Annotated in this window: 24 protein-coding genes and 1 tRNA gene; 8 read left to right on the forward strand and 17 right to left on the reverse strand. The window is 58.1% G+C overall.

What is annotated here, in order from left to right:
- Positions 1-224 precede the first annotated feature (224 nt).
- The 10 genes from HY751_12420 to HY751_12465 form a co-directional block, all read right to left on the reverse strand.
- Positions 225-623, reverse strand: a complete 399-nt coding sequence (locus tag HY751_12420) for a phosphoribosyl-AMP cyclohydrolase (GenBank protein ID MBI4667199.1) — start codon at positions 621-623, stop codon at positions 225-227.
- Positions 620-1,030 carry a hypothetical protein gene (locus tag HY751_12425; protein ID MBI4667200.1) on the reverse strand — a complete coding sequence of 137 codons (411 nt, stop codon included), beginning with the start codon at positions 1,028-1,030 and terminating at the stop codon, positions 620-622. Before HY751_12425 ends, HY751_12420 begins: the two co-directional genes overlap by 4 nt.
- A 16-nt stretch (positions 1,031-1,046) precedes the next feature.
- Entirely contained in the window at positions 1,047-1,484 is a 438-nt protein-coding gene (locus tag HY751_12430; GenBank protein MBI4667201.1) for a hemerythrin family protein, read from the reverse strand.
- Between the two features lie 148 nt (positions 1,485-1,632).
- On the reverse strand, positions 1,633-2,322 hold the full coding sequence (purQ, locus tag HY751_12435) for a phosphoribosylformylglycinamidine synthase subunit PurQ (GenBank protein MBI4667202.1): 690 nt from the start codon (positions 2,320-2,322) through the stop codon (positions 1,633-1,635).
- Between the two features lie 10 nt (positions 2,323-2,332).
- Positions 2,333-2,797 carry a cyclic nucleotide-binding domain-containing protein gene (locus HY751_12440; GenBank protein MBI4667203.1) on the reverse strand — a complete coding sequence of 155 codons (465 nt, stop codon included), beginning with the start codon at positions 2,795-2,797 and terminating at the stop codon, positions 2,333-2,335.
- Positions 2,798-2,807: 10 nt separating this feature from the next.
- Positions 2,808-3,056: a phosphoribosylformylglycinamidine synthase subunit PurS gene (purS, locus tag HY751_12445; GenBank protein ID MBI4667204.1), complete on the reverse strand. Its 249-nt coding sequence runs from the start codon at positions 3,054-3,056 to the stop codon at positions 2,808-2,810.
- Between the two features lie 8 nt (positions 3,057-3,064).
- A complete protein-coding gene (locus HY751_12450) occupies positions 3,065-3,790 on the reverse strand; it encodes a phosphoribosylaminoimidazolesuccinocarboxamide synthase (GenBank protein MBI4667205.1) in 726 nt (241 codons plus the stop codon).
- Positions 3,791-3,809: 19 nt separating this feature from the next.
- Positions 3,810-5,105 (reverse strand): adenylosuccinate lyase, encoded by a 1,296-nt coding sequence (locus HY751_12455; protein ID MBI4667206.1) that lies wholly within the window; start codon positions 5,103-5,105, stop codon positions 3,810-3,812.
- A 91-nt stretch (positions 5,106-5,196) separates the two neighbouring features.
- Positions 5,197-5,952 carry an NAD-dependent deacylase gene (locus tag HY751_12460; GenBank protein MBI4667207.1) on the reverse strand — a complete coding sequence of 252 codons (756 nt, stop codon included), beginning with the start codon at positions 5,950-5,952 and terminating at the stop codon, positions 5,197-5,199.
- Between the two features lie 16 nt (positions 5,953-5,968).
- Positions 5,969-6,427 carry a PTS sugar transporter subunit IIA gene (locus HY751_12465; GenBank protein MBI4667208.1) on the reverse strand — a complete coding sequence of 153 codons (459 nt, stop codon included), beginning with the start codon at positions 6,425-6,427 and terminating at the stop codon, positions 5,969-5,971.
- Between the two features lie 335 nt (positions 6,428-6,762).
- Between HY751_12465 and HY751_12470 the strand changes: the two genes are divergently transcribed.
- Entirely contained in the window at positions 6,763-6,951 is a 189-nt protein-coding gene (locus HY751_12470; protein MBI4667209.1) for a hypothetical protein, read from the forward strand.
- Complete coding sequence (locus HY751_12475; protein MBI4667210.1) at positions 6,944-9,292, forward strand: endonuclease MutS2; 2,349 nt, start codon at positions 6,944-6,946, stop codon at positions 9,290-9,292. Before HY751_12470 ends, HY751_12475 begins: the two co-directional genes overlap by 8 nt.
- A gap of 133 nt (positions 9,293-9,425) precedes the next feature.
- Here HY751_12475 and HY751_12480 read toward each other — a convergent pair whose 3' ends face one another.
- The 3 genes from HY751_12480 to HY751_12490 all read right to left on the reverse strand — a co-directional run bounded on the left by HY751_12480 (position 9,426) and on the right by HY751_12490 (position 10,091).
- A complete protein-coding gene (locus HY751_12480) occupies positions 9,426-9,722 on the reverse strand; it encodes a type II toxin-antitoxin system RelE/ParE family toxin (GenBank protein MBI4667211.1) in 297 nt (98 codons plus the stop codon).
- Between the two features lie 2 nt (positions 9,723-9,724).
- Positions 9,725-9,940 (reverse strand): addiction module protein, encoded by a 216-nt coding sequence (locus tag HY751_12485; GenBank protein ID MBI4667212.1) that lies wholly within the window; start codon positions 9,938-9,940, stop codon positions 9,725-9,727.
- Positions 9,941-9,997: 57 nt separating this feature from the next.
- Positions 9,998-10,091 (reverse strand) — tRNA-Sec (locus tag HY751_12490).
- 332 nt (positions 10,092-10,423) lie between these two features.
- On the opposite strand from HY751_12490, the gene HY751_12495 reads away from it, so the two are divergent.
- Complete coding sequence (locus tag HY751_12495; protein MBI4667213.1) at positions 10,424-11,605, forward strand: response regulator; 1,182 nt, start codon at positions 10,424-10,426, stop codon at positions 11,603-11,605.
- A gap of 75 nt (positions 11,606-11,680) precedes the next feature.
- Here the strand turns inward: HY751_12495 and HY751_12500 are convergent, their stop codons facing one another.
- On the reverse strand, positions 11,681-12,154 hold the full coding sequence (locus HY751_12500; GenBank protein MBI4667214.1) for a hypothetical protein: 474 nt from the start codon (positions 12,152-12,154) through the stop codon (positions 11,681-11,683).
- 519 nt (positions 12,155-12,673) lie between these two features.
- Here HY751_12500 and HY751_12505 point away from each other — a divergent pair.
- The 5 genes from HY751_12505 to radC all read left to right on the forward strand — a co-directional run bounded on the left by HY751_12505 (position 12,674) and on the right by radC (position 18,230).
- On the forward strand, positions 12,674-13,150 hold the full coding sequence (locus tag HY751_12505) for a PRC-barrel domain-containing protein (GenBank protein MBI4667215.1): 477 nt from the start codon (positions 12,674-12,676) through the stop codon (positions 13,148-13,150).
- Between the two features lie 66 nt (positions 13,151-13,216).
- Positions 13,217-14,260 carry a thioredoxin domain-containing protein gene (locus HY751_12510; GenBank protein MBI4667216.1) on the forward strand — a complete coding sequence of 348 codons (1,044 nt, stop codon included), beginning with the start codon at positions 13,217-13,219 and terminating at the stop codon, positions 14,258-14,260.
- A gap of 2 nt (positions 14,261-14,262) precedes the next feature.
- Positions 14,263-16,611: a UvrD-helicase domain-containing protein gene (locus HY751_12515; protein MBI4667217.1), complete on the forward strand. Its 2,349-nt coding sequence runs from the start codon at positions 14,263-14,265 to the stop codon at positions 16,609-16,611.
- Between the two features lie 76 nt (positions 16,612-16,687).
- The gene (locus HY751_12520; protein ID MBI4667218.1) at positions 16,688-17,479 is read left to right on the forward strand and encodes a UbiA family prenyltransferase; all 792 of its coding nucleotides are present in this window, start codon (positions 16,688-16,690) and stop codon (positions 17,477-17,479) included.
- A 7-nt stretch (positions 17,480-17,486) separates the two neighbouring features.
- On the forward strand, positions 17,487-18,230 hold the full coding sequence (gene radC, locus HY751_12525) for a DNA repair protein RadC (GenBank protein MBI4667219.1): 744 nt from the start codon (positions 17,487-17,489) through the stop codon (positions 18,228-18,230).
- A gap of 12 nt (positions 18,231-18,242) precedes the next feature.
- Here the strand turns inward: radC and HY751_12530 are convergent, their stop codons facing one another.
- From HY751_12530 to HY751_12540, 3 genes are read right to left on the reverse strand one after another with little or no spacing between them, the layout of a single operon-like run.
- Positions 18,243-20,213, reverse strand: coding sequence for a glycosyltransferase (locus tag HY751_12530; GenBank protein ID MBI4667220.1), 1,971 nt, complete (start codon positions 20,211-20,213; stop codon positions 18,243-18,245).
- On the reverse strand, positions 20,210-22,507 hold the full coding sequence (locus HY751_12535; protein ID MBI4667221.1) for a methyltransferase domain-containing protein: 2,298 nt from the start codon (positions 22,505-22,507) through the stop codon (positions 20,210-20,212). The genes HY751_12530 and HY751_12535 overlap by 4 nt, the downstream gene beginning before the upstream one ends.
- Complete coding sequence (locus HY751_12540) at positions 22,508-23,563, reverse strand: class I SAM-dependent methyltransferase (protein MBI4667222.1); 1,056 nt, start codon at positions 23,561-23,563, stop codon at positions 22,508-22,510.
- Between the last annotated feature and the right edge of the window lie 40 nt (positions 23,564-23,603).

Below are 23,603 nucleotides of genomic sequence, written 5' to 3' on the forward strand. Positions count from 1 at the left end.
CGTTTAATGATAACAGGGAAAAGCCAAATCCGGCAAACCGGGGTTGATGGAGAGTGGCGGCCCAGTTTGAAAGCACAGGAGAGATTCTTCGTTTCCGCTCAGGATGACGACATAAAAGCCGTTTAAAGTTGTCATACTGAACGAAGCGCAAGCGAAGTGGAGGACCTGTTTGTTAATTGGGATTCAAGCTGAAACACTATCCTGGCGGGCGGATGGCGACGCCTCTACTCGATTATCTCCAGCCGCCCGGTGTCCATATTCAAACGGCGGTAGAAACATGAATGGCGGGCCTGGCCGGTCCTTTGGCTTTTGGTGTGGCATGCCCCGCCGCCCTGCGGCTCCACAAGATATATGATTGCGTCCTGGTCACAATCCACATATATCTCCATCGTCTTCAGGTAATCGCCGGAGGTCTCCCCCTTCTTCCATAACGCGTTGCGGGATGTGGAATAGAAAGTGGCCATGCGGGAGCGCACCGTTTCCTCCACAGCTTCCCGGTTTGCGTAGCCTAGCATGAGGACCTGTCCGTTGCGGGCGTCCTGCGCGATGGCGGGGATGAGCCCGCCCCGTTTTTCAAACTCCAGCGACAGGGTTTCCCCCTCCTCCAGCTCGTTAAAACTCATCGCTTCGAGCCCATTCCCCGCACCTCGCGCCAGGTGAAAGTGGATTCCACGGTTTCCAGCCTCTTCTCCGCCTTGTCCAGCCATTGCCGCTGGGCCGAAAGCCTGGCCTCTGTCTGGGCAATCTGGCTGGCGGTTTCCCGGGCCATGCGCGTTTTCGACGCTATCCTGCCAAGGATGGCCGTCTCATCCAATCGGAGTTTTTTTGTGCGCTCCCCGGTGGCCGAAGCCATTTTCTCCCGCATGATGGAAAGTTTTTTTGCGGCCAGCTTTTCGGATAGCGAAAGCCCCTTCAGGTTTTCCCTAAGCTTGGCGAGGCTCTGCTCCATTTTCAGGTTGGTCTCGGTGAACTTCACTTTCAGCTCGTAAAGCTCTTCCGCCGTCAACCCCTCCGGATCAGGAAACTTCACCGCCCCAGCCATTGTCCTACCGTATGCCCTTGGAGTTTAGAAACATCCCGTAATCCTTGTCGGCGATACGGATGTGCTCCATCAGCCAGTCCGTAAGCACCGCTATGATCTCGATAAGCATTTTCCTGCCTGTCTCCCGGCCCACATGGAACCTCACGTGATACTCCCGCACAGCGGCCACAAGCTTGTCGTGGGCCTCTTTGTGTTTAAGATAGCCGGGATAGCCGCTTTTGGAAAGCTCCACCTCCTCTTCAAGGAAATGGTTCAGGGTGTAATCGGTGAGCTTGTTGAGCACTTTGCCCACCACTTCCTTCTCGCTTTTATCCCTCATGGCGTCGTACAGCTCGTTGAGATATTCGAACAGCACCTTGTGTTGGTCGTCGAACCTGGATACGCCAACGCTGAAACTTTCGTCCCAAGCAAGCTTCTGCCTCATTTTGACGGCGGCGGTCATTCAGTAACATTCCCCCAGGTAGAGTGGATAAGCCACATGCAATATATAAAAGGCGTCACGGGGAGAGGGCCCCAGCGCCAGGGTTACACTGCTTTTTACAGCCGGTCCGGCGCACCCCGTATTGGCTGGAGTTACGCGCCGGAAAGCTTTACATCAAGGCGTTGAGGGCGGACGTGAAAAGCGCAAGCCCGTCCTGGCCGCCCAGCGGGTTTTCCATCACCCGTTCAGGATGGGGCATCATTCCGGCCACGTTCCGTTTTTCCGAAAGCACCCCGGCGATGTTCCGGGCCGCCCCGTTGGGGTTGGACTCCCTGGTAACGTTCCCGCTGGCGTCGCAATACCTGAAAAGCACCCGGTCTTCATCATCCAGGGCTTTCAAGGTGTCTTCCCCGGCTATGTAGCATCCCTCCATATGGGCTATCGGCAGGCGCAGGACATCACCCCTGGCGCTACCGGATGTGAGGAACGAATTGGAAGTCTCCACCCGCAGGTTCACGGTTTCGCAAATGAATTTCAGCGTGTCGTTCCTTACCAGCGCGCCAGGCAAAAGCCGCGCCTCGGTTAATATCTGGAACCCGTTGCATATACCCATAACGTATCCGCCCCGGGAGGCGAAATCGTCCAGCGCCGCCATCACCGGCGAGAACCTGGCTATGGCCCCAGGCCTAAGATAGTCGCCGTAGGAAAAGCCACCGGGCACTATAACAAGGCCGTAACCCTTAAGGGAGCGCTCCTGGTGCCATATGAAATCAGCCTCGCGCCCCATTACGTGTTTTACGGCGTGGTAACAGTCGTGATCGCAATTGGAGCCGGGAAAAACAAGGACGGCCGTTTTCATCCAGCGGGCCTCACCTGAACACGTCGGCGAACCGGCCTGAAGTGAACCGGAGCCGCTTGGAGAGCGATTTTGCTATGTTGCGTAATATCTTTATGCCTATCTGCGGGGAAGTTTGCAGAAGTTTCTCGAAGTTCTCCCGGGTGAGTATGAGAAGCTCGGCGTCGTCCAAAGCCATGGCCGTGGCCGACCTTGGCGAATCCTCCACAAGGCTCATCTCCCCCACCGAAGCGCCCTTGCCGAACCGGGCCAGCACAGCCTGCCGCCCGTCCATGGACTCTTTTCTGATCTCTATCTTCCCGTTGACGATGTAATACAGCGAGTCGCCCACAGTGCCTTCCCTGCATAGCACAGTTCCAGCGGGAGCCCGGCGCAGGAAAATGCTCTTGCTGAGCATCTCAAGCTCATCCGGCTCAAGCTGGTCAAACTCCGGCACCTCGCACATGAGGGCTTTTATCTGTTCGCTCTGGTTATCCATCGAAACAAATTCAGGCTTTCTCGATGTCTATCTTGTAGTTTTCCATCACAGGGTTGGCCAGCAGGGCCTCGCACATTTTTTTAATGGCGGCCCTGGCGGTGTCCGGGCTTTTCTCTTCCATCTCAAGCTCGATGATTTTGCCGACCCGGACGTTTCGCAGGCTCTTTACGTTCATGGTCTCCAGCGCCCCCTGGATCGCCCTTCCCTGTGGGTCCAGCACCCCGGGTTTCAACGTAACGGTCACCCTGGCTTTTAACATATATCTCCCTACACCGTGGCCAGCGCCCGCCTGGCCATCTCCTCGTAAACCTCGGTGAGCATTCCCAGGTCGCGCCGGAACCGGTCTTTGTCCATCTTCTCGCCGGTGGCCTTGTCCCACAAACGGCATCCGTCGGGGCTTATCTCGTCGGCCAGCAGAACCCCTTCCGGGCTCCGCCCGAACTCCAGCTTGTAGTCCACCAGCCGGATCCCCATCCTGTCGAAATAACCCAACAGCCACTTGTTCACCCGGAAGGCCAGCTGTTCAACGGTGGCCATTTCCTCATCGGTGGCCAGGCGGAACGCCCGGATGTGGGATTTGTTTATCATCGGGTCGCCAAGCTCGTCGTTCTTGTAATAAAACTCCAGCACAGGCTCGGGCAACTGCTCCCCTTCGGGAACGCCCATGCGGGTGGATAGCGAACCGGCCGTTACGTTGCGCATCACCACCTCCACGGGGATGATGCCCACCTTCTTCACAAGCATCTCCCGGTCGGACAGCTTTTCAACGAAATGGGTTTTCACCCCCTCCTTTTCCAGCAGGGAAAAGATGTGGGACGAAATGGTGTTGTTGCAAACACCCTTGTTGGAGATTATCCCCTTCTTCTTCCCGTTGAAAGCCGTGGCGTCGTCCTTGAAATACTGGATTACCAGGGATGGATCGCTGGTGGCGTAAATCTGCTTGGCCTTGCCTTCGTAGAGCTTTTCGCCTTTTGTAACGACACTTTGGGTCATCAAGGGCCGCCTTCCTGAATTATTCCTTGAAAACGCGCTTGTAGATAAAGTCTATATTCTTCAAATGATAGGTTATATCAAAGGATTCTTCAACCTGTTCCTTCGTGAGCTTCTCCCGCACTTTGGGCTCTTCCCACAAAAGCTCCTTGAACGCCACCTTCTCTTTCCAACACCGCATGGCGGCCCGCTGGGTTACGGCGTAGGCGTCCTCCCGGGAGACCCCGGCGTTCACAAGGTCCAGCAATATCTTCTGGGAGAAAATCAAACCCTTGGTCTTGTCCAGGTTCTCCAGCATGTTCTCCGGATAGGCCACCAGCCCGTTAATCAACTGGGTGGCCTTGTGGAGCATGTAGTCCATAAGGATGGTGGCGTCGGGCATTATCACCCGCTCCACCGACGAATGGGATATGTCCCGCTCGTGCCACAGGGCCACGTTGTCCAGCGCCGGGAAAACATGGCTTTTCACCATCCGCGCAAGCCCCGTCAGGTTCTCGGCGGTGATGGGGTTTCTTTTGTGGGGCATGGCCGAGGAGCCTTTCTGCCCCTCGTGGAATTTCTCCTCCGCCTCCAGCACCTCCGTCCTCTGAAGATGCCTAAGCTCCACCGCTATCTTTTCTATAGTGGCGGCGGTGATGGCCAGGGCGCACATGTATTCGGCGTGCCTGTCGCGCTGGACCACCTGGGTGGAAAGTGGCGCGGGCGCCAATCCCAGCTTCCCGCAGACGTATTCCTCCACGAAAGGGTCTATGTTGGCGAAGGTTCCCACCGCCCCGGACAGCTTGCCCGTAGCCGCCGATTCCCGCGCCGCCACTAACCGTTTCCGGTTGCGCTCCATCTCCGCGTGCCAAAGGGCGAACTTGAGCCCGAAGGTTACGGGTTCGGCGTGGATGCCGTGGGAGCGGCCGATGCACAAAGTGGTTTTAAATTCATACGCCCTGCGCTTTAAAGCCGCCAGAAGGCCGTCCACACCCACAAGTATCATATCCATGGCCTCGGTCATCAGGCAGGCCAGGCCCGTGTCCACAACGTCCGACGAAGTAAGCCCCATGTGGATGAAGCGGGAATTCGGCCCCACAAATTCCGACACGGAGGTAAGGAAGGCGATAACGTCGTGCCGCACCTCGGCCTCTATCTGTTCTATCCGCGTCATGTCGAAAGCGGCTTTTTCTTTTATCTCGCTCAATGCGGCGGCTGGTATCTTGCCTTTCCCGGCCCAAGCCTCGCAGGCCAACAGCTCTATTTTCAGCCATGTGGCGTATTTGTTCTCCAGCGACCAGACTTTCTCCATCGCCGGACGTGTGTATCTGGGTATCACTAGTAACCGTCCTCCAAAAAGGGATAGCGCCCAAGGGGTGGAATTGTAATAAAATCCGCCTCCGGGCGCAAATGGAAGGATACCACGGTTTTTAGCCGCCGGAAGCGGTTTGGGCCAGTTTGGCCAATAGGGGGAGGGCCTCGCCCGACGGGGCCCGGATGGTGGCGTGGGCCATGGCGGTCACAGGGGTGCGTTCCGTGTTCACCTCTATCACGAAGGCCCCGGCGCTCCGGGCCATTCCGGCGAATGACGCCGCAGGCTGGACCACTCCGGATGTGCCCGCCACGATGAGCGCGTTGCAGTTCTCCAGCGCCTCCAGCGCCAGGCCGAGTTTATCCTGATCCAGTTGTTCGCCGAACCAGACGATATGGGGCCGCTCCATTCCCCCGCAATTGGGGCATACGGGAGGTATAACCTGGAGGGGCGTTTCCCTGTTTTCCCGCACGGTTCCTTCCTGGACGCATCTTGCAAACCAGATGTTCCCGTGAATCTCAATGGGCGCGGCGCTTCCGGCTTTGGAATGGAGCCCATCCACGTTCTGGGTTATCAGGGTGAATTGTTTGAACTTTTTTTCCATCCGGGCCAGGGCGTAATGGCCGGGGTTGGGCGAAAGGGGGGCTATCAATCCACGGCGCCAGTCATACCACCGCCACACCAGGGCCGGGTCGCGCATGAACGCCTCCGGGGTGGCCAGGTCCTCGGCGCGATGGTTCTCCCAAAGCCCCCCGGCCCCCCGAAAGGTGGGGACGCCCGATTCCGCCGATACGCCCGCCCCGGTGAGCGCCACCACATGGTTGGCGTTTAGCAGGGCCTCCTTCACCTCTTGCGGCAGGGTTGGCTCATCCATATCGCCTGTTTAACGGTCATTCTACGCTGGCCAGCAGTTGGTAAGCCTCTTCCGGCGACCGCGCCGACGTCAGCCTGTCCACAAGCTCCCGGTTCTTAAGCAGTCGCACTATCATGGCCAGTATCTGCAAATGGGCCTTGGGCGCCCGTTCCGAGCCGACTATTAGAAAAATCAGTTTTACCGGAGCCCCGTCCAGCGATTCAAACTCCACCCCGTCTGGAATCTGGGCGAACACTATCACCGCCTGCGCCAGATCCTCGCCAAAAGTATGCGGGATGGCCACCCCGCCCCCCATACCGGTGGAGGAAAGTTTTTCACGTTCGATAATTTTTTCGTAAAGGGGGTCGCGCCGCTCCGTCGCCACAATGCCGCTGGCCACTAACAGGTCCACCAGCTGGGCGCAGGCCTCTTCTTTGGTGTCGGGGGCCAGCCCGGTGGCCACAAGGTCTCCGGTAAGGTAATCGGTTATCCGCAAAACAAGGCCTCCCGGCTTATCAGGTTTAATCGGCGCCGCCATTTTTGGCGTTGTTATCCATACCGGACTTGGCGTCTTTCACATCTTTTCTAAGATACCAGCCGTTTATGATGAAGAACATTACCAGACCGAACAGAATAAGCCACATTAAAAACCGGACCACCGCGCCACTCCCCCCGGATATGAAATAAAGAAATTTTTCCGCCCGCCGGGCGCCCTCCGGCGGTTCGGGTTGAATCTACCACAACCCTCCCTTCGGGAAAACAGGGCTTGCCACAGCGGCCAGGATTTCCGACAATTCCCAATTTGACGCAATACAGCTCTGGTGGAGTGAAATGGAGCGGATAATAATACCTGCGGTCCTTATCCTTGGCTTGATATTGGCGGCCCTTCTCACAAAATGGGCCAACTGGTACGCCTGGGGCCAGAACCGGGAGAAACGGGAACAGATGGAGAAAAGAATGAAGGAACGGGCCGCAATGCGCAAGGAAGGCCAGCCCGGGGAAAAGAAAAAGGATGGATAATTTCCTTCGTTGCGCCTCCCTGCTGGGGGTGGACATGGCGCTGGACCGGTTAAAATCCCTGGCCGCCACCGAAGGGGGGAAAGCCCTGGCGGACAACCTCCGTCCATCCCCAAACCGCCAGGAGGCCGAAAAACTGCTGGACGAGACCGCCGCCATGGTGGAGATAATCACCACCAGCCCTGATTTCGACATTGAACCGGCTGGGGACATCCTCGCGTTTCTATCCAAAGCGGGCAAGGGGCATACCCTGGTCGGCCAGGAATTAAGGGCGTTCCTGCCACTGCTAAACGCCACCCGCAGGGTGAAACATATTTTCGACCGGGAGCGGGTTGTGGAGGGGCATCCCCTTTATTGCGACCTGCCGCTGATCCATGGGGTGGCCGAGCTTATCGAGGAGTCCATAGACGAGGATGGAATGGTCCGGCCAGACGCCACGCCGGAGATAGAAAGGCTTTACGATTCGGCCAACGGGCTAAAGCAGACCATCCGTAACCGCGCGGAAACCATGCTCCGGGACATTAAGCTGGCTCCCATGTTGCAAGAGGATTACGTTACCCTCCGGGAGAACCGTTTTGTCCTCCCCGTGCGGGCCGAGCATAAAAACCACGTGGAAGGGATAATCCACGACTCTTCCAACACCGGGCAGACTTTTTATATCGAGCCCAAGGCGCTGGTGGAAATGAACAACCGGCTCAAGGAGGCGGAGATGGCGCTGGCCGCCGAAATCGCCCGTCTGCTTATGGAGCTTACCTCCATGCTGGCGGCCGAAGCCGAGCCCATTAAAGCCGCCCATGCCTCCATCACGCGGCTGGACCTTATATTCGCCAAAGCGCGGCTGGCCAAAACGCTGGCCTGTTCCCGGCCGCTCCTGCAAGGCCCGGTAAACCTGCGCAACGCGGCCAATCCCGTAATGCTTCTTGAAAGCCGCGACGTTGTGCGCAACGACATTGGCATGCCCGAAGGCGCCAGGACGCTGATGATATCCGGCCCCAACACTGGCGGCAAAACAGTAATACTCAAGACCATCGGCGCCATTGGCCTTATGGCCAGGATGGGGCTTTTCATAACCGCCGAAGAGGGGTCTTCCATACCCTTCTACAACGAGATATTCGTGGATATCGGCGACGCCCAGTCCATCCACGACAGCCTCTCCACCTTCTCGGCCCATCTTGTGACCCTGAAGGATGTGCTGGCCGGGGCGGGGGAGGGTTCGCTGGTCCTGCTGGACGAATTGATGGTAAGCACCGACCCCAAAGAAGGTTCCGCCCTGGCGCTGGCGGCGCTGGACAACCTGGCGAAAAGCGGGGCCGATGTGGTGGTGACCACCCATTTCGGCGAGCTTAAGATGCTGGCCCAGTCCCAGCCGGGCTACCACAACGCGTCCATGGAGTTCGACACGCTTCTGCTAAAGCCCACATACCGGCTGGTGAGCGGGGTGCCCGGCGCCAGTTCCGCCATAGCCGTGGCCGAACGGCTAGGGTTGCCGTCTTCCATAGTGGCCCAGGCCAAGACTTATCTTGAGGGTGGCGACGAACGGCTTGAAAAGGCCATGGAGGCTTTGCGGGAAGAGAAAATCCTCATGGAACGCGCCCGGCGGGAGGCGGAAAAGGCCCGGGACGAGGCGGGACGCGCATTAAGAGATGCCGAGCGGATAAAACAGGAATTGGCGGAGGCTCGGCAGGAGCTGGCCAAGACCGCCAAACGAAAAGTGTCGGCAGACGTGGCCGCGGCCAAAAGCGAGATATGGAAAATGGTGGAGGAAGTGAAGACCAAATCCGCCGAGAAAGAAACCGCCCGCCGGGCTCTGGTCAAGCTGGATGATTTGGCCGCCCAGGCCAAAGCCGCCGCCGCGCCCGAGGAAACGATAGAGCGCGCCCGGCTGAAAACCGGCGACATGGTTTACGTCGTCCCGCTGGAGCGCAAGGGGGAGATAGTGGCGGGGCCGGAGGATGGCAAACTGGAGGTGCAGTTCGGCGGGGTGCGCGTTACCGCCCGGCTTGAGGACGTGGTGGGGATAGACAAAGACGGAAAACCCAAAACACAGGAAGCAGGGCTGGCCGAAGTGTACGCCAAAAAACGCCCGCCACATGCCGGTGAGCTTGTGGAGGTGGACTTGCGCGGCATGCGTGTGGAGGAAGGGCTGGACGAACTGGGGCGGCAGTTGGATGACGCCGTTAAAAACCGGGCCAGGGCCGTGCGCATTATCCACGGCAAGGGGAGCGGGGCCATGCGCAATGCTGTTAGGGAATACCTTTCAACCTCCAGGTATGTGGAAAGCTTCCGGCCCGGCGGCGTGGAAGAAGGGGGCGACGGGGTTACGGTTATCGAATTTAAAGGGTGAGCGTGATATGTCCACTGCGGGTATCGTTATCCTGTCCATTATCGCCATCTGCTGTATCGGCGCGCCGCTGGCGTTTTATTTCATCATGAAACGCGGGAATGGCGGAAGATGAAGGGAAAATGATACGGGTTTCTTACGTTCGGTTACGCCAGAGGATCGGGGCCCGGTGGCAGTGGAATACAGCGACGATTGTTATCGTGGCGCCGCTTGCTACATAAAAGATTGAGTATGGAAAGCGCCGTGTTAATATCCGCCGCGCATTTTTATGAATAGCAGGAAAACTGAGAGGGCTCTCTTTTATAGCGTTAATGGCCGCTTCGATACATAAAAGGAAATCTTCCCCTAATCCTTTTCTTTGCTCTTCATACCATCGGTAGGCCTGCCGGACATCTTCCTCCGCTGATGGGTGAAAAACAACGGAGCCGCTCATTCTTATCCACGCGCCCGGATTTTAACTTCGTCCCAAGGTGAGCCCGTCAATGGATTCTTATGGTAGTACTCCAGGCGTTTATCCAGTTCCGTCCGTTGCGCATCGGTAAGCTGAACCGTTTCAGGAGTGGCGGCTATGCTGTCCCACACATCCTCCACAAAAAGAATCCGCTCGGAAACAGGCATGGAAAGAACATCAGCGACAGTTATTTTTTTCATGCGCCGACCCTATTCGATTAAAAGACAATTAAGATAATAACATGGCGGCGTTAAAATTGGCGGAAGATGAAGGGAGTCGAACCCTCCGGGGGCTTTTACGCCCCCGCCTGGATTTGAAGTCCAGCCGCATCACCGGACACGCGCATCTTCCACATTGATTTCTAACCCGGCTGGCCATGTTTATCAATGGGATTTTCGGTGGTGTCTCAGTTTGAATCTCAAATAATAGACAGATCGTTCACTTCGCTGGCGCTTCGCTCAGGATGACAATGTTATCAACGGCTTTTATATTGTCATTCTGAGCGTAAGTGAAGAATCTCCCCTGTACTTTCAAACTGAGACACTACCGGATTTTCGCCATGGGCCTTTAGCGCGGGCCTGTTTGACACCACCGGAATAACTGTGTAAGCTTTGCCTGAAACAAAGGTTTATTAAGGTGGGATAAACTCGGCTCCGCGCTAAGTGGAGCCGCTTCATATAAAAATGGGTCAAAACAAAGTCCTGGTGGCCGACGACAGCGTCACCATACAAAAAGTTTTCGAGCTGGCCTTCGAAAGCGAAGGGGTGGAAATCCTCCTGGCTTCCGACGGGCGCGCCGCGCTGGACATGGCCCGCAAACACATGCCCTCCATCATCATCGCCGATGTGAACATGCCGGAGATGGACGGGTTCGACCTGTGCCGTTTTATTAAAAAAGAGAGCGAACTTACGCATATCCCCGTTTATCTGCTTTCCTCCGCTCTGGACGATTTCGACGACGCCCGGGCGGCCCAGGCGGGCGCGGCGGGCCGGTTTGAAAAACCATTCCGCTCCGAGGAGATGGTCAAAAAGGTGATGGCCGCCGTGAAGGAGGCCGAAGCGAAAACCCACGCCATGGCCGCCTCCGCGAATACCGAAGACACCTTTGAGGATATAGACGTATCCCTCGAAAATATCCTCGAATCCGTGAGCAAGCACGGCCCGGCTGAGACGGGGTATGAAGAGGATGCCGACAGTGGCATGGATGAGGAGCGCGGCCCGGAGCCGGTGGTGAAGATACTGGAGCTGTCGGCGGAGGCGATTTCGCCGGAAGACGGGGAACTGGAAGACGAATTGGCGGTGGAGACTGTCTCCGGCGACGAGGAGGAGACCGTAGCCGGTTCCGCCGGATCTTTTGCGCGCGACCCCTCGGCCACGGAGCCGGACCTTTCGGACATCCTGGAGTTAAAACGGCCCGAAGGGGCGGTGTCCCCCCTGGAGGCGGAGCTTCCGGCGGATGATGAAAACCTTTCGGAAGAGGCTTTGCGGATGCTGGCGGCCATAGACGAGGCCGTGAAGGGTGGCGGCGCTATGGAGCCACAGGTTAAGCCGGAACGCGCGGTGGAAGGCGTAAGCGACGAGCGGCTGGAAGGAGCCGTGGGCCGGGCGGTGGCCAAGGTGCTGGAGGACTGGACAAAGTCCGGCCACTTAAAAGAGATAATGCTTCAGCATATACACTCCACTATGTCCCACGCGCTCAGCGGGGAGCAGTTTGAGCGGATGGTGGACGCTTCCGTGCGCCGGGCCGTGGACGCCATGGAGCCCCGGTTGCTGGAGACGTTCCGCAAAGTGGCCGAGGAGAGCACGTTGAGCGTGGCCGAAAACCTTGTCCGCCAGACCATAGAGCAAATAAAGTCTGGAGACTAAAAAAAACGGGGAGGCTTATTAAGCTCCTCCCCGTTCCATTCAAAATCCACCTGCGCGTTATTTGACGCGCCTCATTTACGCCTGCGTGGCGGCTCCGGTCGCTTCCTGTTTGGAAAGCTTCCCCCGGCGTTTCTTGCCTTTTTTCCCGGCGGGGCGGCCTGGCTTTTTAGGGGCGGCGCCCGCAACCGCCGAATAGGCCACCCCGTCCGGCGTTTTGGCCTTTTTCAATGTCCCGCGCTTGGCCATCTGCAACAACAGCGCGTAAACCGAAGATGATTTCGGATCCGCCAACCCCTGTTTCACCATGGCCTGCTTTATTTCCCCGGAAGTCAACGGCCTGTTGGAATTCTCCACCAGCGTGATGATGGCCGCTGAAAGAGACCCGCGCCTGGCTCCGGCTTTCCTGCCACGGCCTCTGGCGGAGCCTTTTTCCTCCGCGCGGCCGCCCGAAAGCAATACGCCTATCTGAAGCAGTTCGCGCAGAACGTTCAGCTGGGCCTCCAGGTCGGCTATTTTGGCGTTGACCTCTTTTACGTTAATGAACGACATTACTAAATCTCCGGATTGATAATTAATGTAGAGTGTTACGGCTTATATTAGATAAAAGTATAAGTCGCTGGAAATGGAAAGTAAAATTTATTTTGCTCCGCGCGAACGTCCAAACGCACGCCTATCAAGCCTTTTGGGCAGTCTTTACGCCTTATGGCGAAAGCCTAACTTAGATTATGGAATTTCCAATGTTAGATTTATAGCCCCGCCGGAACGCTTATGGACAAGAGGATTTCACAAACGGATCCACCGGCGGGCCAGCTGGCCTTCCGGTGGTGTCCCAGTTTGAATCTCAAATAACAGACAGATCCTTCACTTCGCTTGCGCTTCGCCCAGGATGACAATGTTATCAACGGCCTTTATATTGTCATTCTGAGCGTAAGTGAAGAATCTTCCCTGTACTTCCAAACTGGGGCGCCACCGGCCTTGCCGATGATTTGATTTGAGCCCTCCGTTAAACTAGAATTGATGTTGGCCGCGGGAGCGGCTCTTGATAATCCTGGCGTAAATGGTGTGAGCATGGGCCTTGTAACGGCTTCCTCAATAAATTTCGACATGGCCCCAGCCTATCGGGTCATGGGCTATTACGTCTATGACGACATGGACAAGGACATCACCAGCATCCGTGAGCTGTTGGTGGACGAGGCCACGCACAGGCCCCGGTACGTCATTATCGAGGTGGGCGGGTTCCTGTCCATCATGGGGAAGAAGATACTCATCCCGTGGTCGGCCCTGGCCAAGGGGGGCATGTCCCGGCTGAACGTGAACTGCTCCATGGAGCAGGTTCTGGCGGCCCCGTCCCCCCATACGCCCTTGAGCCCCACCCAGGTGGAGGAAGAGGGCATCCACCGCCATTTCAATGTGGAGCCTTACTGGTTCGAGGAGTCGCCGGACGAAAAGCCCATATCCGGTTCAGCTGGAGAGGTGGAAAAACCGGAGGCCCCCGGAGGGGACAGCGCCATAAGCGGCCTTTCCCTGGAGAAAGACGCCAAGTGAACTTCAGCCCCCCGCCAGCTTGCGCAAAAACGGCGGGCGCAATGAACCTTTTTATGAAAAGAATCCATGGGTAAAAAAAGTAAACCGTCAATTAGCGCCCCGGCGCCGGAGGCCGCGGGCGGCCTGTTGAAATCCATTATTTATATCGTGGCCTGCCTGGGGGCGGGGATAACCGCGCTTACGGAGCTTTCACACCATTTCCCCGTGATCATGGCGATATGCGGCGGCGGGTCAAGCGGATGCGCGGACGTGGCCAACACCCCGTATTCGAAGGTATTCGGCGTTTCCGTGGCGTACTGGGGCCTATTATCGTACATCGTCTTTATCGGGTTGGCCCGGTACGCTGAAAAGCTGGCCCTGCCCATGGCTTCGTTCCTTGTGGGGGCGGAGCTTTATTTCCTGTGGGTAATGGCGTCGGTCATCCAGATATACTGCGCCTTCTGTCTGGTGCAGTTCGTGAACGTGCTGTTGCTGTTCGCGCTTACGCTGGCGTGGCGGCTGAAAAGCGGGGACACGTTCGCCGCGCCGTCCATGTGGGCGGCGCCGGTAATTATCCTCGTGTCCTTCGCCGGGTTCGCCGCGCCGGTGAAATTCGCCGCAAGGCCGGTGGCGGTATCCACTGGCGAATATTTAACTTACGAGGGGGACAAAAACTCCCCTGTCCGGGTGGAGTTATTTTCGGATTACCAGTGCGGGTACTGCAAGAAGCTGGAGCCGGAGATAGACAAGATGCGAAAAGAGCATCCGGGCATACTTATTGTGTACCGGGATTTCATAATAAACTCCCACCAGTTGTCGGCGGTGGCGGTGTCTTACGCCAACGGGGTGGCTTTAACCAGCGGGCCGGAAGTGTTTCTGGCGGCGCGCAAGGCGCTGTTCGATAATCAGGACAAGCTGTACGACCATCTTAAGGCGCGCCTGCCGGATATAAATTTCACCGATGAGCTGAAGGGCAGGATAAACGCCAAGGTGGAGGCGGACAGGAAACTGGCCGAGTCGCTGGGGGTCTATCAAACTCCCACCATGCTCATCTACCATAAAGGCGAGTTGGCGCAAAAGGTGAGCGGATACGCCCCTTATGATCAATTCTCCCGGTTCCTGCCCCGGTAATCATGAGTATCCCCGTGTCACAGGACAATTTCACCGACATCTCGCACACCTTCACCAGCATGGCCGAGCGGTTTAGCCGGGAGCGCTTGGAGGAAGAGCTTAACCCGCCCCAGCTGGAGGCGGTGGATCACGGCAACGGCCCCCTTCTTATCCTGGCCGGGGCAGGATCCGGGAAGACCAGGGCCATAACCTATCGCATCGCCAGGCTCATAGCCGGGGGGTTAAGCCCGTACAGGCTCATCGCCCTCACTTTCACAAACAAGGCCGCCGCCGAGATGAAAGAGCGCGCCCAGAGCCTGTTGGGCGGCAAGCGGATGGATATATGGATATCCACCTTCCACTCGGCATGCCTGCGTCTGCTCCGGCGCGATGCGGAGCGTATCGGCTATCCGGCGGACTTTGTGGTGTACGACGCGCAGGACCAGGAACGGCTTATGCGGCTGTGCCTGGCGGATATCGGCCTTGATGAAAAGAAGTTCCCGGCCCGGCAGATGGGCGCCATGATATCCGGATTCAAGAACCGGCTGAAAGGCGCCAAAGAGGCCGAGGCGGAGCTGAACCCCCGCAGGTTCGAAGAGTTCCTGAAAATATTCTACATGTATGAAAAACGGCTGGCCGACAGCCGCTCCATGGATTTTGACGACCTGCTGGGCAAGGCCGTTTATCTATTGAAGAGCCAGCCGGATGTAAGGGAACGGTACGTCTCAAGGTTCTCCCACATTCTGGTGGACGAGTTCCAGGACACAAACGTGGCCCAATACGAGCTTATCCGGCTTTTAATAGGCCCGGAGCGGAACATCTGCGTGGTGGGGGATGACGACCAGTCCATCTACCAGTGGCGCGGCGCCAACATCGCCAACATCCTGAACTTCGAGAAAGATTTCCCGGAAGCCAAGGTTGTGAAGCTGGAGCAGAACTACCGCTCCACCCGCACCATACTCGAATGCGCCAACGCCGTGGTGTCACGCAATCCCAACCGGAAGAAGAAAAGTTTGTGGACCAACAACTCCGCCGGGGAGAAGGTCACCGTTTACATGGCGGCCGACGAGGTGGACGAGGGCTGGTTCGTTGCCCGCTCCGTCCGCAGGCTGATGGCTGAAAAAGGGCATGGGCTCAGCGATTTCGCGGTGTTCTACCGCACCAACTCCCAGTCGCGCGCCATAGAAGACGCGCTAAGGCGTGAAGGGCTTGCATACCAGGTTTACGGCGGCCTGAAGTTCTACGAGCGCAAGGAAGTAAAAGACATCCTGGCCTATTTCCGCGCCGCGCTGAATCCTTACGACGAGGTTTCGTTCAACCGGGTGGTGAACACGCCGCCCCGGGGCATCGGCGCCACAACTCTTGAGCGGCTGGAGGCTTATGCCCGGGAAGCGGGTATGCCGCTGGCGCTGGCGCTGGATGAAATAGACCACATGCCGGAGATGGGGCGCGGCGCCAAGCCCAGGCTCGCCGGGTTCCGCGAGACCCTGGCGCGCATCCGGAGCCTTGCGGCCACAAAAACGGCCCCCGACGCTTTTGCCGAGGCCCTGCAGGTGTCAGGCTATATGGACTGGCTGGCCAAAGAGGAAACCAGCGAGGCCGCCTCCCGCATGGAAAACCTTAACGAGCTTGTGAACGCCGCCGAGGATTTCGCCGAACGGACGGAAGACGGCTCCATCACAGCGTTTCTTGACCAGGCGGCGCTGGTGGCCGACGCCGACACGGCGGACCAAAGCGGGGCCGTGCGGCTTATGACCGTGCATATCAGCAAGGGGCTGGAGTTCCCCGTGGTGTTCATCACCGGGCTGGAGGAAGACATTTTCCCCCACGCCAGAAGCAAAGACGACCCTTCCCAGATGGAGGAGGAGCGGCGCCTGATGTACGTCGCCATGACCCGGGCGCGGCAAAAACTGTTTATCACCTACGCGGACACCCGGCGGGTGTTCGGCGTGTCGCAGATGAACCGGCCGTCGCGGTTTGTGGCCGATCTGCCCCAGGAGATGACCGCCGGGGAGCGTCCTTCGTTCGCTTTCGGGGCTTCGCGCCGCCCGGCTTTCGATGGGGGATACAGGCCGTCCGCCGCGCCGGAGCGTCGTTTCCCTGTGGAGTCTGTAAGGCCCTCCCGCGAATCGTGGCCCAAACCCCCGGCTCAAGGAGGGCTGGATTTTGAGAGCCGCCCCACGCCGCCTGCGGCGTCCACCGTTCCGCCGGGAGAGTTTGCGCCGGGAATGAAAGTGCGGCACAAGTCCTTCCAGGTGGGGTTCGTGCGCAACGTTGAGGGGAAAGGGGAGAACAGCAAGATAACCGTTTATTTCCCCAGGTTCGGCGAGAAGAAGCTGGTGTTAAAGTACGCCAACCTGGAAGCGGTGTGAGAGAAAGGGGCTCCAATTGCTCAAGTCCCTGCTGGCGATAATTGACGACATAAAGGTGGCGCACACCATATTCGCCATGCCTTTCGCCGTCATGAGCGCTTTTATGGCGGCCGGGGGTTTCCCCTCATGGGCGCTGTTGGGCTGGATTGGGCTTGCCATGGTGTTCGCCCGGTCGGCGGCCATGGCGTTCAACCGGCTGGTGGACGAGCCTTTCGACCGGGAAAACCCCCGGACGCAAAACCGGGCCCTGCCCGCCGGAAAAGCGGACAAACTGCATTATGTGGCTTTCATCCTCGTTTCGGGCATGGCTTTCATCATGGTGTGCGGGGAGATAAACATGCTGGCCTTGAAACTGTCCCCGGCGGCGCTGTTTATCGTGTTCTTCTACTCTTACACCAAACGGCTCACGGCATACTCCCATTTCTTCCTGGGCGCGGCCCTGTCGCTGGCGCCAATCGGCGCGTGGGTGGCCGTGCGGGAGGAGATTGTTACGCCGCCCATACTGTTGGGGCTGGCGGTGATTTTCTGGCTGGCGGGGCTGGACACCATTTATTCGTTGCAGGACATGGAGTTCGATAAGGGCCGGGGCCTCAAATCCATCCCACAGCGGTTCGGGGTTGGCCGGGCGTTGTCCATGGCGGCGGTGTTCCACGGGATTATGGTGGCCCTGCTTCTGACCCTGGCGGCGGTGACGGACCTTTCGTGGATTTACGTCACCGGCGTGGCGCTCACCGCCGGGCTGTTAATGTACGAGCATTCGCTTGTGAAACCGGAGGACCTGACAAAGGTGAACGTGGCCTTCTTCAACGTCAACGGCATAATAAGCGTGGGGCTGATGATATTCACCATCGCCGACGTTCTGGCGTAAGGCGGCCATGGAAGAGACTCAGGCCGGGCACAGGCAAAGGTTGCGGGACAAGTTCTTGAAATTCGGGCTGGACAAGTTCACCGACGACGAGATTGTGGAGCTTCTGCTTACCCTGGCCACCCCGAGGAAGGACTGCAAACAGGCAGCCCGCGCCGCTTTGAAACAGTTCGGAAGCCTGGCGGGGGTTCTGGAGGCTTCCATACAAGACCTGCAGAAAATAGAAGGCATCGGCCCCAACAACGCCCTGGGTTTAAGGCTGGTGCACGCCATCGCCCGCAAATTCCTCCGGGAGCGTATCCTGCGCGAGAATTATTTAAATTCTTTCGGCGAGGTGCTGGAATATTTCAGCCACGCCTTGCGGGGGGAGAAGCGGGAGTCTTTCCACGTGCTGTTCCTCAACTCCCAGAACGCCATCCTCCACGAGGAGCGCATTTCAGCGGGAGCGCCGGGGAGCGTAACCCTGGCGCCCAGGCAGGTGATGGAAAAAGCCATCGCCCACGCCGCAACAACTTTGGTGCTGGCCCATAACCATCCCGGCGGGATGGCGGAGCCATCGGCGGAAGACATCATCCTCACCCGCGAGATTTGTTTCACCGCCAGGCTGATGGATATTTGGGTGAGGGAGCATCTGATAATCTGCCCCAACGGTTATTACTCTTTTCTCAAGGAAGGGTTGATGGCCAAGTTCGAGGCGGAGTTCGAAAAATTCCACGAACGGCTTATGGACGCGGGCAGGAAAGAATATTTTTAAGCCGGGAGGCGTTTAAAGCCCGCCCATCACCTTCACTATCTCCGCCACCCGGTGGGCGTATGTGTGCTTCTCCAAAACCTCGCGCCTGCCGGCCTCGGCTATGGCGTCCCGCTCTGTGTCATGGGCCAGGTAATGCCCGGCCAGATCCACGATATCCCCATCCCCGTAGATCACAAGATGCGCCTTGTCCCTGAAAAAATCCGTCAGGCCGTCGGCGTTGTCTGTCAACAGCATGGCCCCCGCGCACATGGACTCGAACACGCGCATGTTCAGGTCGTTCTTTATTGCGTTGTTGAACACGATCTTCGAGCCGCAGAAAAAATCCGCCATCTCCCGCAGGAACAGCCTGCCGTACTGTACGTCCATTTTTTCCGCCAGACGCATAAGGAGCTTTACCCGCCGTTCATCGGTTAATGAGCCCACGAACCCCACGTCGCGGGTTTTTTCCATGGGCCGTTTGCCGTGGATTTCAGGGTCGCACGCCAGCGGAAGCCAATGGACGTTCTTTACGCCCGCCGCCTGGAACAGGGGAATGTAAGCCCGCTGGGCCACGAACACAACGTCGAACCCCCTGGAGTTTTCAATATCCCGCTCCGGATGCACATGGGTGTCTATAAGGTAAGCGGCTTTGGGGATGTCCAGCTTGTGAAGGTTCACAGGCGCCCTTCCCAGCCCGGTTTCAACCCACAAAAGAAAATCCGGCTTAAACCCCTGGGGCAGGCGGGGCAAAATAAAATCCATATCCCCCGTAAGGTCTGGCGTGGGGATGTCGTGGGTTTTTATTTCCCCCCTCATGTTGTGGAGGTTCCACATGTTCACGATGCGGTCGTTGATTCTGCCCCCGGCGGTGACCACGTCATGGCCCGTCCGGAAAGCCCGTTCAATGTATGCCGCCGCCGTGATGGGATAAGAGGTGTATGAGAGCAAAACGTTCTTTCCCGCCGGGTGTTTTTTGGCAAACCGCCTGCGGGGCGTTTCCGTGCCCGCGGCGGGGAATATCACCCCCGGCGGTTTCGGGCTCCAGTCCATGGCGCGTCCGATGGCGGCGGCCCATTTTTCATGGAACGCCGAAATGGGGAACAGCCGCTCCACGGTTTTTCTTCCCTCGGCGCCGATGGATTTCGCCTGTGGCAGGTCTTCCAGCAGGCGTTGCGCCCTGGCCCGCAGATCGGCGGCGGTGGCGCCCACGAACCCGTCCACCCCGTCCGTGAGCGGGCAAGTGGGGTTTTCCAGCGTCAGCACTGGCATCCCCGTGGCCATGGACTCCAGCATGGCAAGGTTGTAGCCATCCTCCCACGGGGCCATGGTGGTGTTTATGAACAACCGGTTTCTGCGATAAGCTTCTTTCAGCTCATCCCATCCAGAGGACAGCCTGCTGGCGGGAATGTCGGCGTTCATGCCGAATATGACATTGGCCAGATCGGCCAGCGCTTCCTCCTGCACGGAGTAGCCGGTCATCAGGTCCCGCACCTTCAAATTGTTGCCGATGCGTAACACAACGGGGTTCTCCCCGGTGTAGCCGCCGTACAGGGATGTATCTATGCCCGGCATGATTATCTCGCCGGGGATCCCCCAATCGTGCCTTTTCGTCTCCGATATGAAAACGCAATATACGCCGGACACCAGCTGGCGCACCCATTCGCGGTAATCTTTCACTATCTCCGGTTTTTTCCCAAGCTCCGCTTCGGTGGAAAGCCGGTTGTGGAACACCAGTATCTTGGGCAGGGCGAAATCCTTTGCCATGACGATGTCTTTAACGTTGTGGGCTATCATCAGGTCGTAATAACCGGGGTTTGAAAGCCTTTCACGCGCCTCTTCTTTTGTGATGGCCGAGACGTTCTCCGGCATGGGGCGCATGGCCTCATCCCACGGTTTAAGGAAAGACGCTTCCAGGTTGGCGGGGGCTATCTCGAAAGTATGCTGGCGCAAGCCTGCCAGTAATGAAAGATAGGGCGTGTGCCAGTTGAACGACAATATCTTCATGGCCGCGCTCCTTTCATGGCGCGCCAGGCTTCGGCCAACATGGCGCTCCACGCTTCACTGGCGGAAAGGCTTTCCCCTTGCGCCTTGGTTGTGGCGCTGGCGGTTATCCTTTCCATTGCGTCCCCGTCCGCCAGATATTTTTCGGCCAGGCCCACCGCCTCATCGCCGTTTTTGCAAGTTATAAAATCCACGCCCGGTTTAAAAAACGCCTCCAGCCCCGGCGCGGTGTTTGTTACGAGAAGCGCGCCTTCGCTCACGGCCTCCAGCGCCACGGGGGGGAGGCTTTGGGCGGTGAAGGCTGGAATTTTCGAAAGGCATATCTTTGCTTCCATAAGCCCGCCGCCAACAGCCACATCAATTCCCTTTTCCCGGAGAGTTGCGGCAATGGAGTCAAGCGCCCGCGCAGAGGCTTCATCGGCCAGCGCGAACAGAAGCGCGTCAGTTTCCAGTCCGAACCGTTCCACCCTCAGGCTTTCCACAATTTCCTTGGCGGCGCCCCATGGGATGGGAGTATCGGAGCCCAGCGATTCGATTATCTTTCCGATCCGGCGCAAGGCGGCGAAAATCCCGTTTTTATCTTTTTCCGTTCCGGTGTTGTCCATCAATTTGGAGCGCAGGGTATCCAGCGCACCATCGTATGTGGCGCGAACCGTCCGTGGAGGGACAACCAGGACGTCAACCGTTTTCCGGGCCTGTGGTTTGCCGGTAACGCCCGCGCAAGGGGGTAGATACTTTATTCCCAGCGCCCCGGCATCCTTCAGCCGCTCCACATCTTCTCTAATCGGTGTGAACACCAGAGTGGCGCCGTATTCGTTGTCCCGCCGCAGGGCTTCGGCGGCGGTAACCGGCCATGTGGGCCGGGCCAGATACAATATGCCCATATCCGCCGCCATCTCCGCCAGTTGCGGATTCAGCCTGTCGGACACTATCACCTGCGCGTAAAACTCCCGGACCGGCTTTTCCACCTGCCAGTCCGGGGCGGAATCTCCCGGCGCCACCACCCGCTCCACGGCGTGACCCAGTGTCTCGATAATACCGGCTGTATGCCCGGCGCCGGGGCCCACGCCAACCACCACCACGCGCAACCCGTTTGCCGTTTGGAGCGCATGCTCCTGAAAAGGAACCGGCCACAAAGAATCCGGGTCGGCTGGAAGCGGGGCGGAAGGGTCCAGCTCTCTCAGCTTCCTTAACGCAGACGCGGCAACCCCTGCCATGCCCGCCGCCAGCGCGCTTTGCGCCCGCCCGGCCGCCTGTTTAGACAACCACAGGTTGAGCTTGCGCCCGTAATCAAAATCCGCCTGTTCCCCTTTGGGCTTCTTCTGGATGATGGCGTAGAAGGACCATTTGTTCATGCACGTCCCGACGCTGGCTATTTTTAACCCATCAACCAGGGAGACGAGGTTTTTTATGGAGCGTTTGGTGAAAACGTGCAGATGGGTGGAATCCGCATGGATGGTGTCGAACTGGTCGTCGTCGGGCAGGACAAGGGCTATAACGCCGCCGGGCTTTAATACCCGCCGCCATTCCATGAGGGTCTTCAGCGGATCAACGTAATGCTCCAGGTTGTGCCGGGCGATGATGTAATCCAGAGAGCCGTCTTCAAACATCGGCATGTCGTCTCCGGATGCCTCCACGTCGGCCTGGGATACCCGCCCTTTCTGGCTGGCATCCTGCCCCCGCTCACCGGGCGGGATGATGTCCACCCCAATGGCGGCGGGATGGGTTTTTGCGCCGCCGCACCCCACGTCTATCCCTTTCCCTTCCGCTACGGGGATGGCGAATTCCGCCTCGGGGTTTAAATGGGTGTGGGTGTTTTTCATCATTGAAACGCCAAGGTTCAGCAACAGCCTGGCGTCCTGATGGTTGGCGTTCACGCGGCAGGCTTCCTGCCAGTCCATGAACGCTTCGGAATAAAGCCCCATCTGGTAGTTGGCGATGCCGTAAAGGAACCAAAGCTCGCCATATCCCGCGAACCGGGTTACCGCCCGGCCAAAAAGCCGGGCCGCCTCGTGATAGCACTGGAGGGAGAACATTATCTTCCCCCGCAGGTAGTCGAACTCCCAGGACACAAATGGCCCCGACGTGGTTTGATACGCCCTCGCCAGGTTGCCGGAAGTGGCGTACCCCGCCGCGAGGTTTAGCGTTTCAAGCTCGGCGGGGCTGGTGGATTCCGGCAATAGCGGGACGTCCGAGAAATCTATGGGCATGCCGCACATCCGCCCTACAAGTCGCTCCAGCGTCTGGGGCGCTTCCCCTATGGAAACGGTTATGCCCTCGTCTATTTTATCCATCATTTAATCACCGGCCCCCGTCAGCCGTTTCTCCTCCACGGCGCATTCCGCGCAGAGCCATTCCCGCCCATTCATTTTTTGCCGCAGCGCGCTTTGCCTTAACCGTTCGATGTCTCTTGCAATGCCCGATTCGATATAGTTGAACGGTTCCGGTTCCGGCGTCTTCACCGCCACGGCCATGATGGACCATCGCGGCACAAGCCCGCCCGCATAGGCCACGCGCATGGAGGGTAATAAACCAAACAGCCGCTGGAGGCTGTCTAAAGTGAAGGCGTGGTAATGGGTAGGGTCCAGCCTTATGGTGTCCACCCATCCATGGTCCGGCACGGCCACGCCCAAAAGCCCACCGGGTTTTAACACCCTTACCCATTCCTTGAGCGCCTTTACATGGTCTTTGTAATGCTCCAGGTTGTGCCGGGCGATGACGTAGTCCAACTCCCCGCCGCCGAACATTGGCAGATAATCGCCGGAAGCCACTACATCCGCCGAGGATGTCACGCTTTTCTGGCCGCCATGGGCGCCTTTCGCGCCGCCAGGGGTAAGGTCCACCCCTATGGCTTCGGGGCAGGTTTTGTTTCCGCCACAACCCACGTCTATCCCCTTGCCACGGCATAACAATGTAAAAGCGTCCGCCTCGGGGTGCCAGGAGGGGTTTTGTTTTATCATCCCCCGCCCCAGATTTATGAGGGAGAGGTACAAAGATTGTGGCGCTTCTTTGGGGAGCATATAAGCCAGCGACTCCCAATAGAATACCGCTTTTTGATAAAGCCCCAACCCCGCCATCACAAGCCCCGTCAACGCCGCTGAATGGGGATGGTTCACCGCCACAGGCTCCAGCAGGCCAACGGCGTCGCTCAACCGCCCATTTTGGAGCGCTTTTTGACCTTCGGCGATAGGGGCGATAAGCTCGGCGGGGCCGTCTTCCACAGATTGGGCCAGCGCTTCGGCGGAGAGCAAAGGCGGATTCCTTAAAAAATCCTCCACCACGCCCGAAAGCCACCCGGCCACGTCTCCCGCTTCATCGGGAAAGGCCAGGGGCGGTGGAGGCCATCCGCTCATCAAGAATCCCCCCAGGGTTTATAGAATGTGGCGAAAGCCC

Source organism: Nitrospinota bacterium (assembly GCA_016208975.1).
In the GTDB taxonomy this organism is placed as follows: Bacteria; Nitrospinota_A; UBA7883; order UBA7883; family JACRLM01; genus JACQXA01.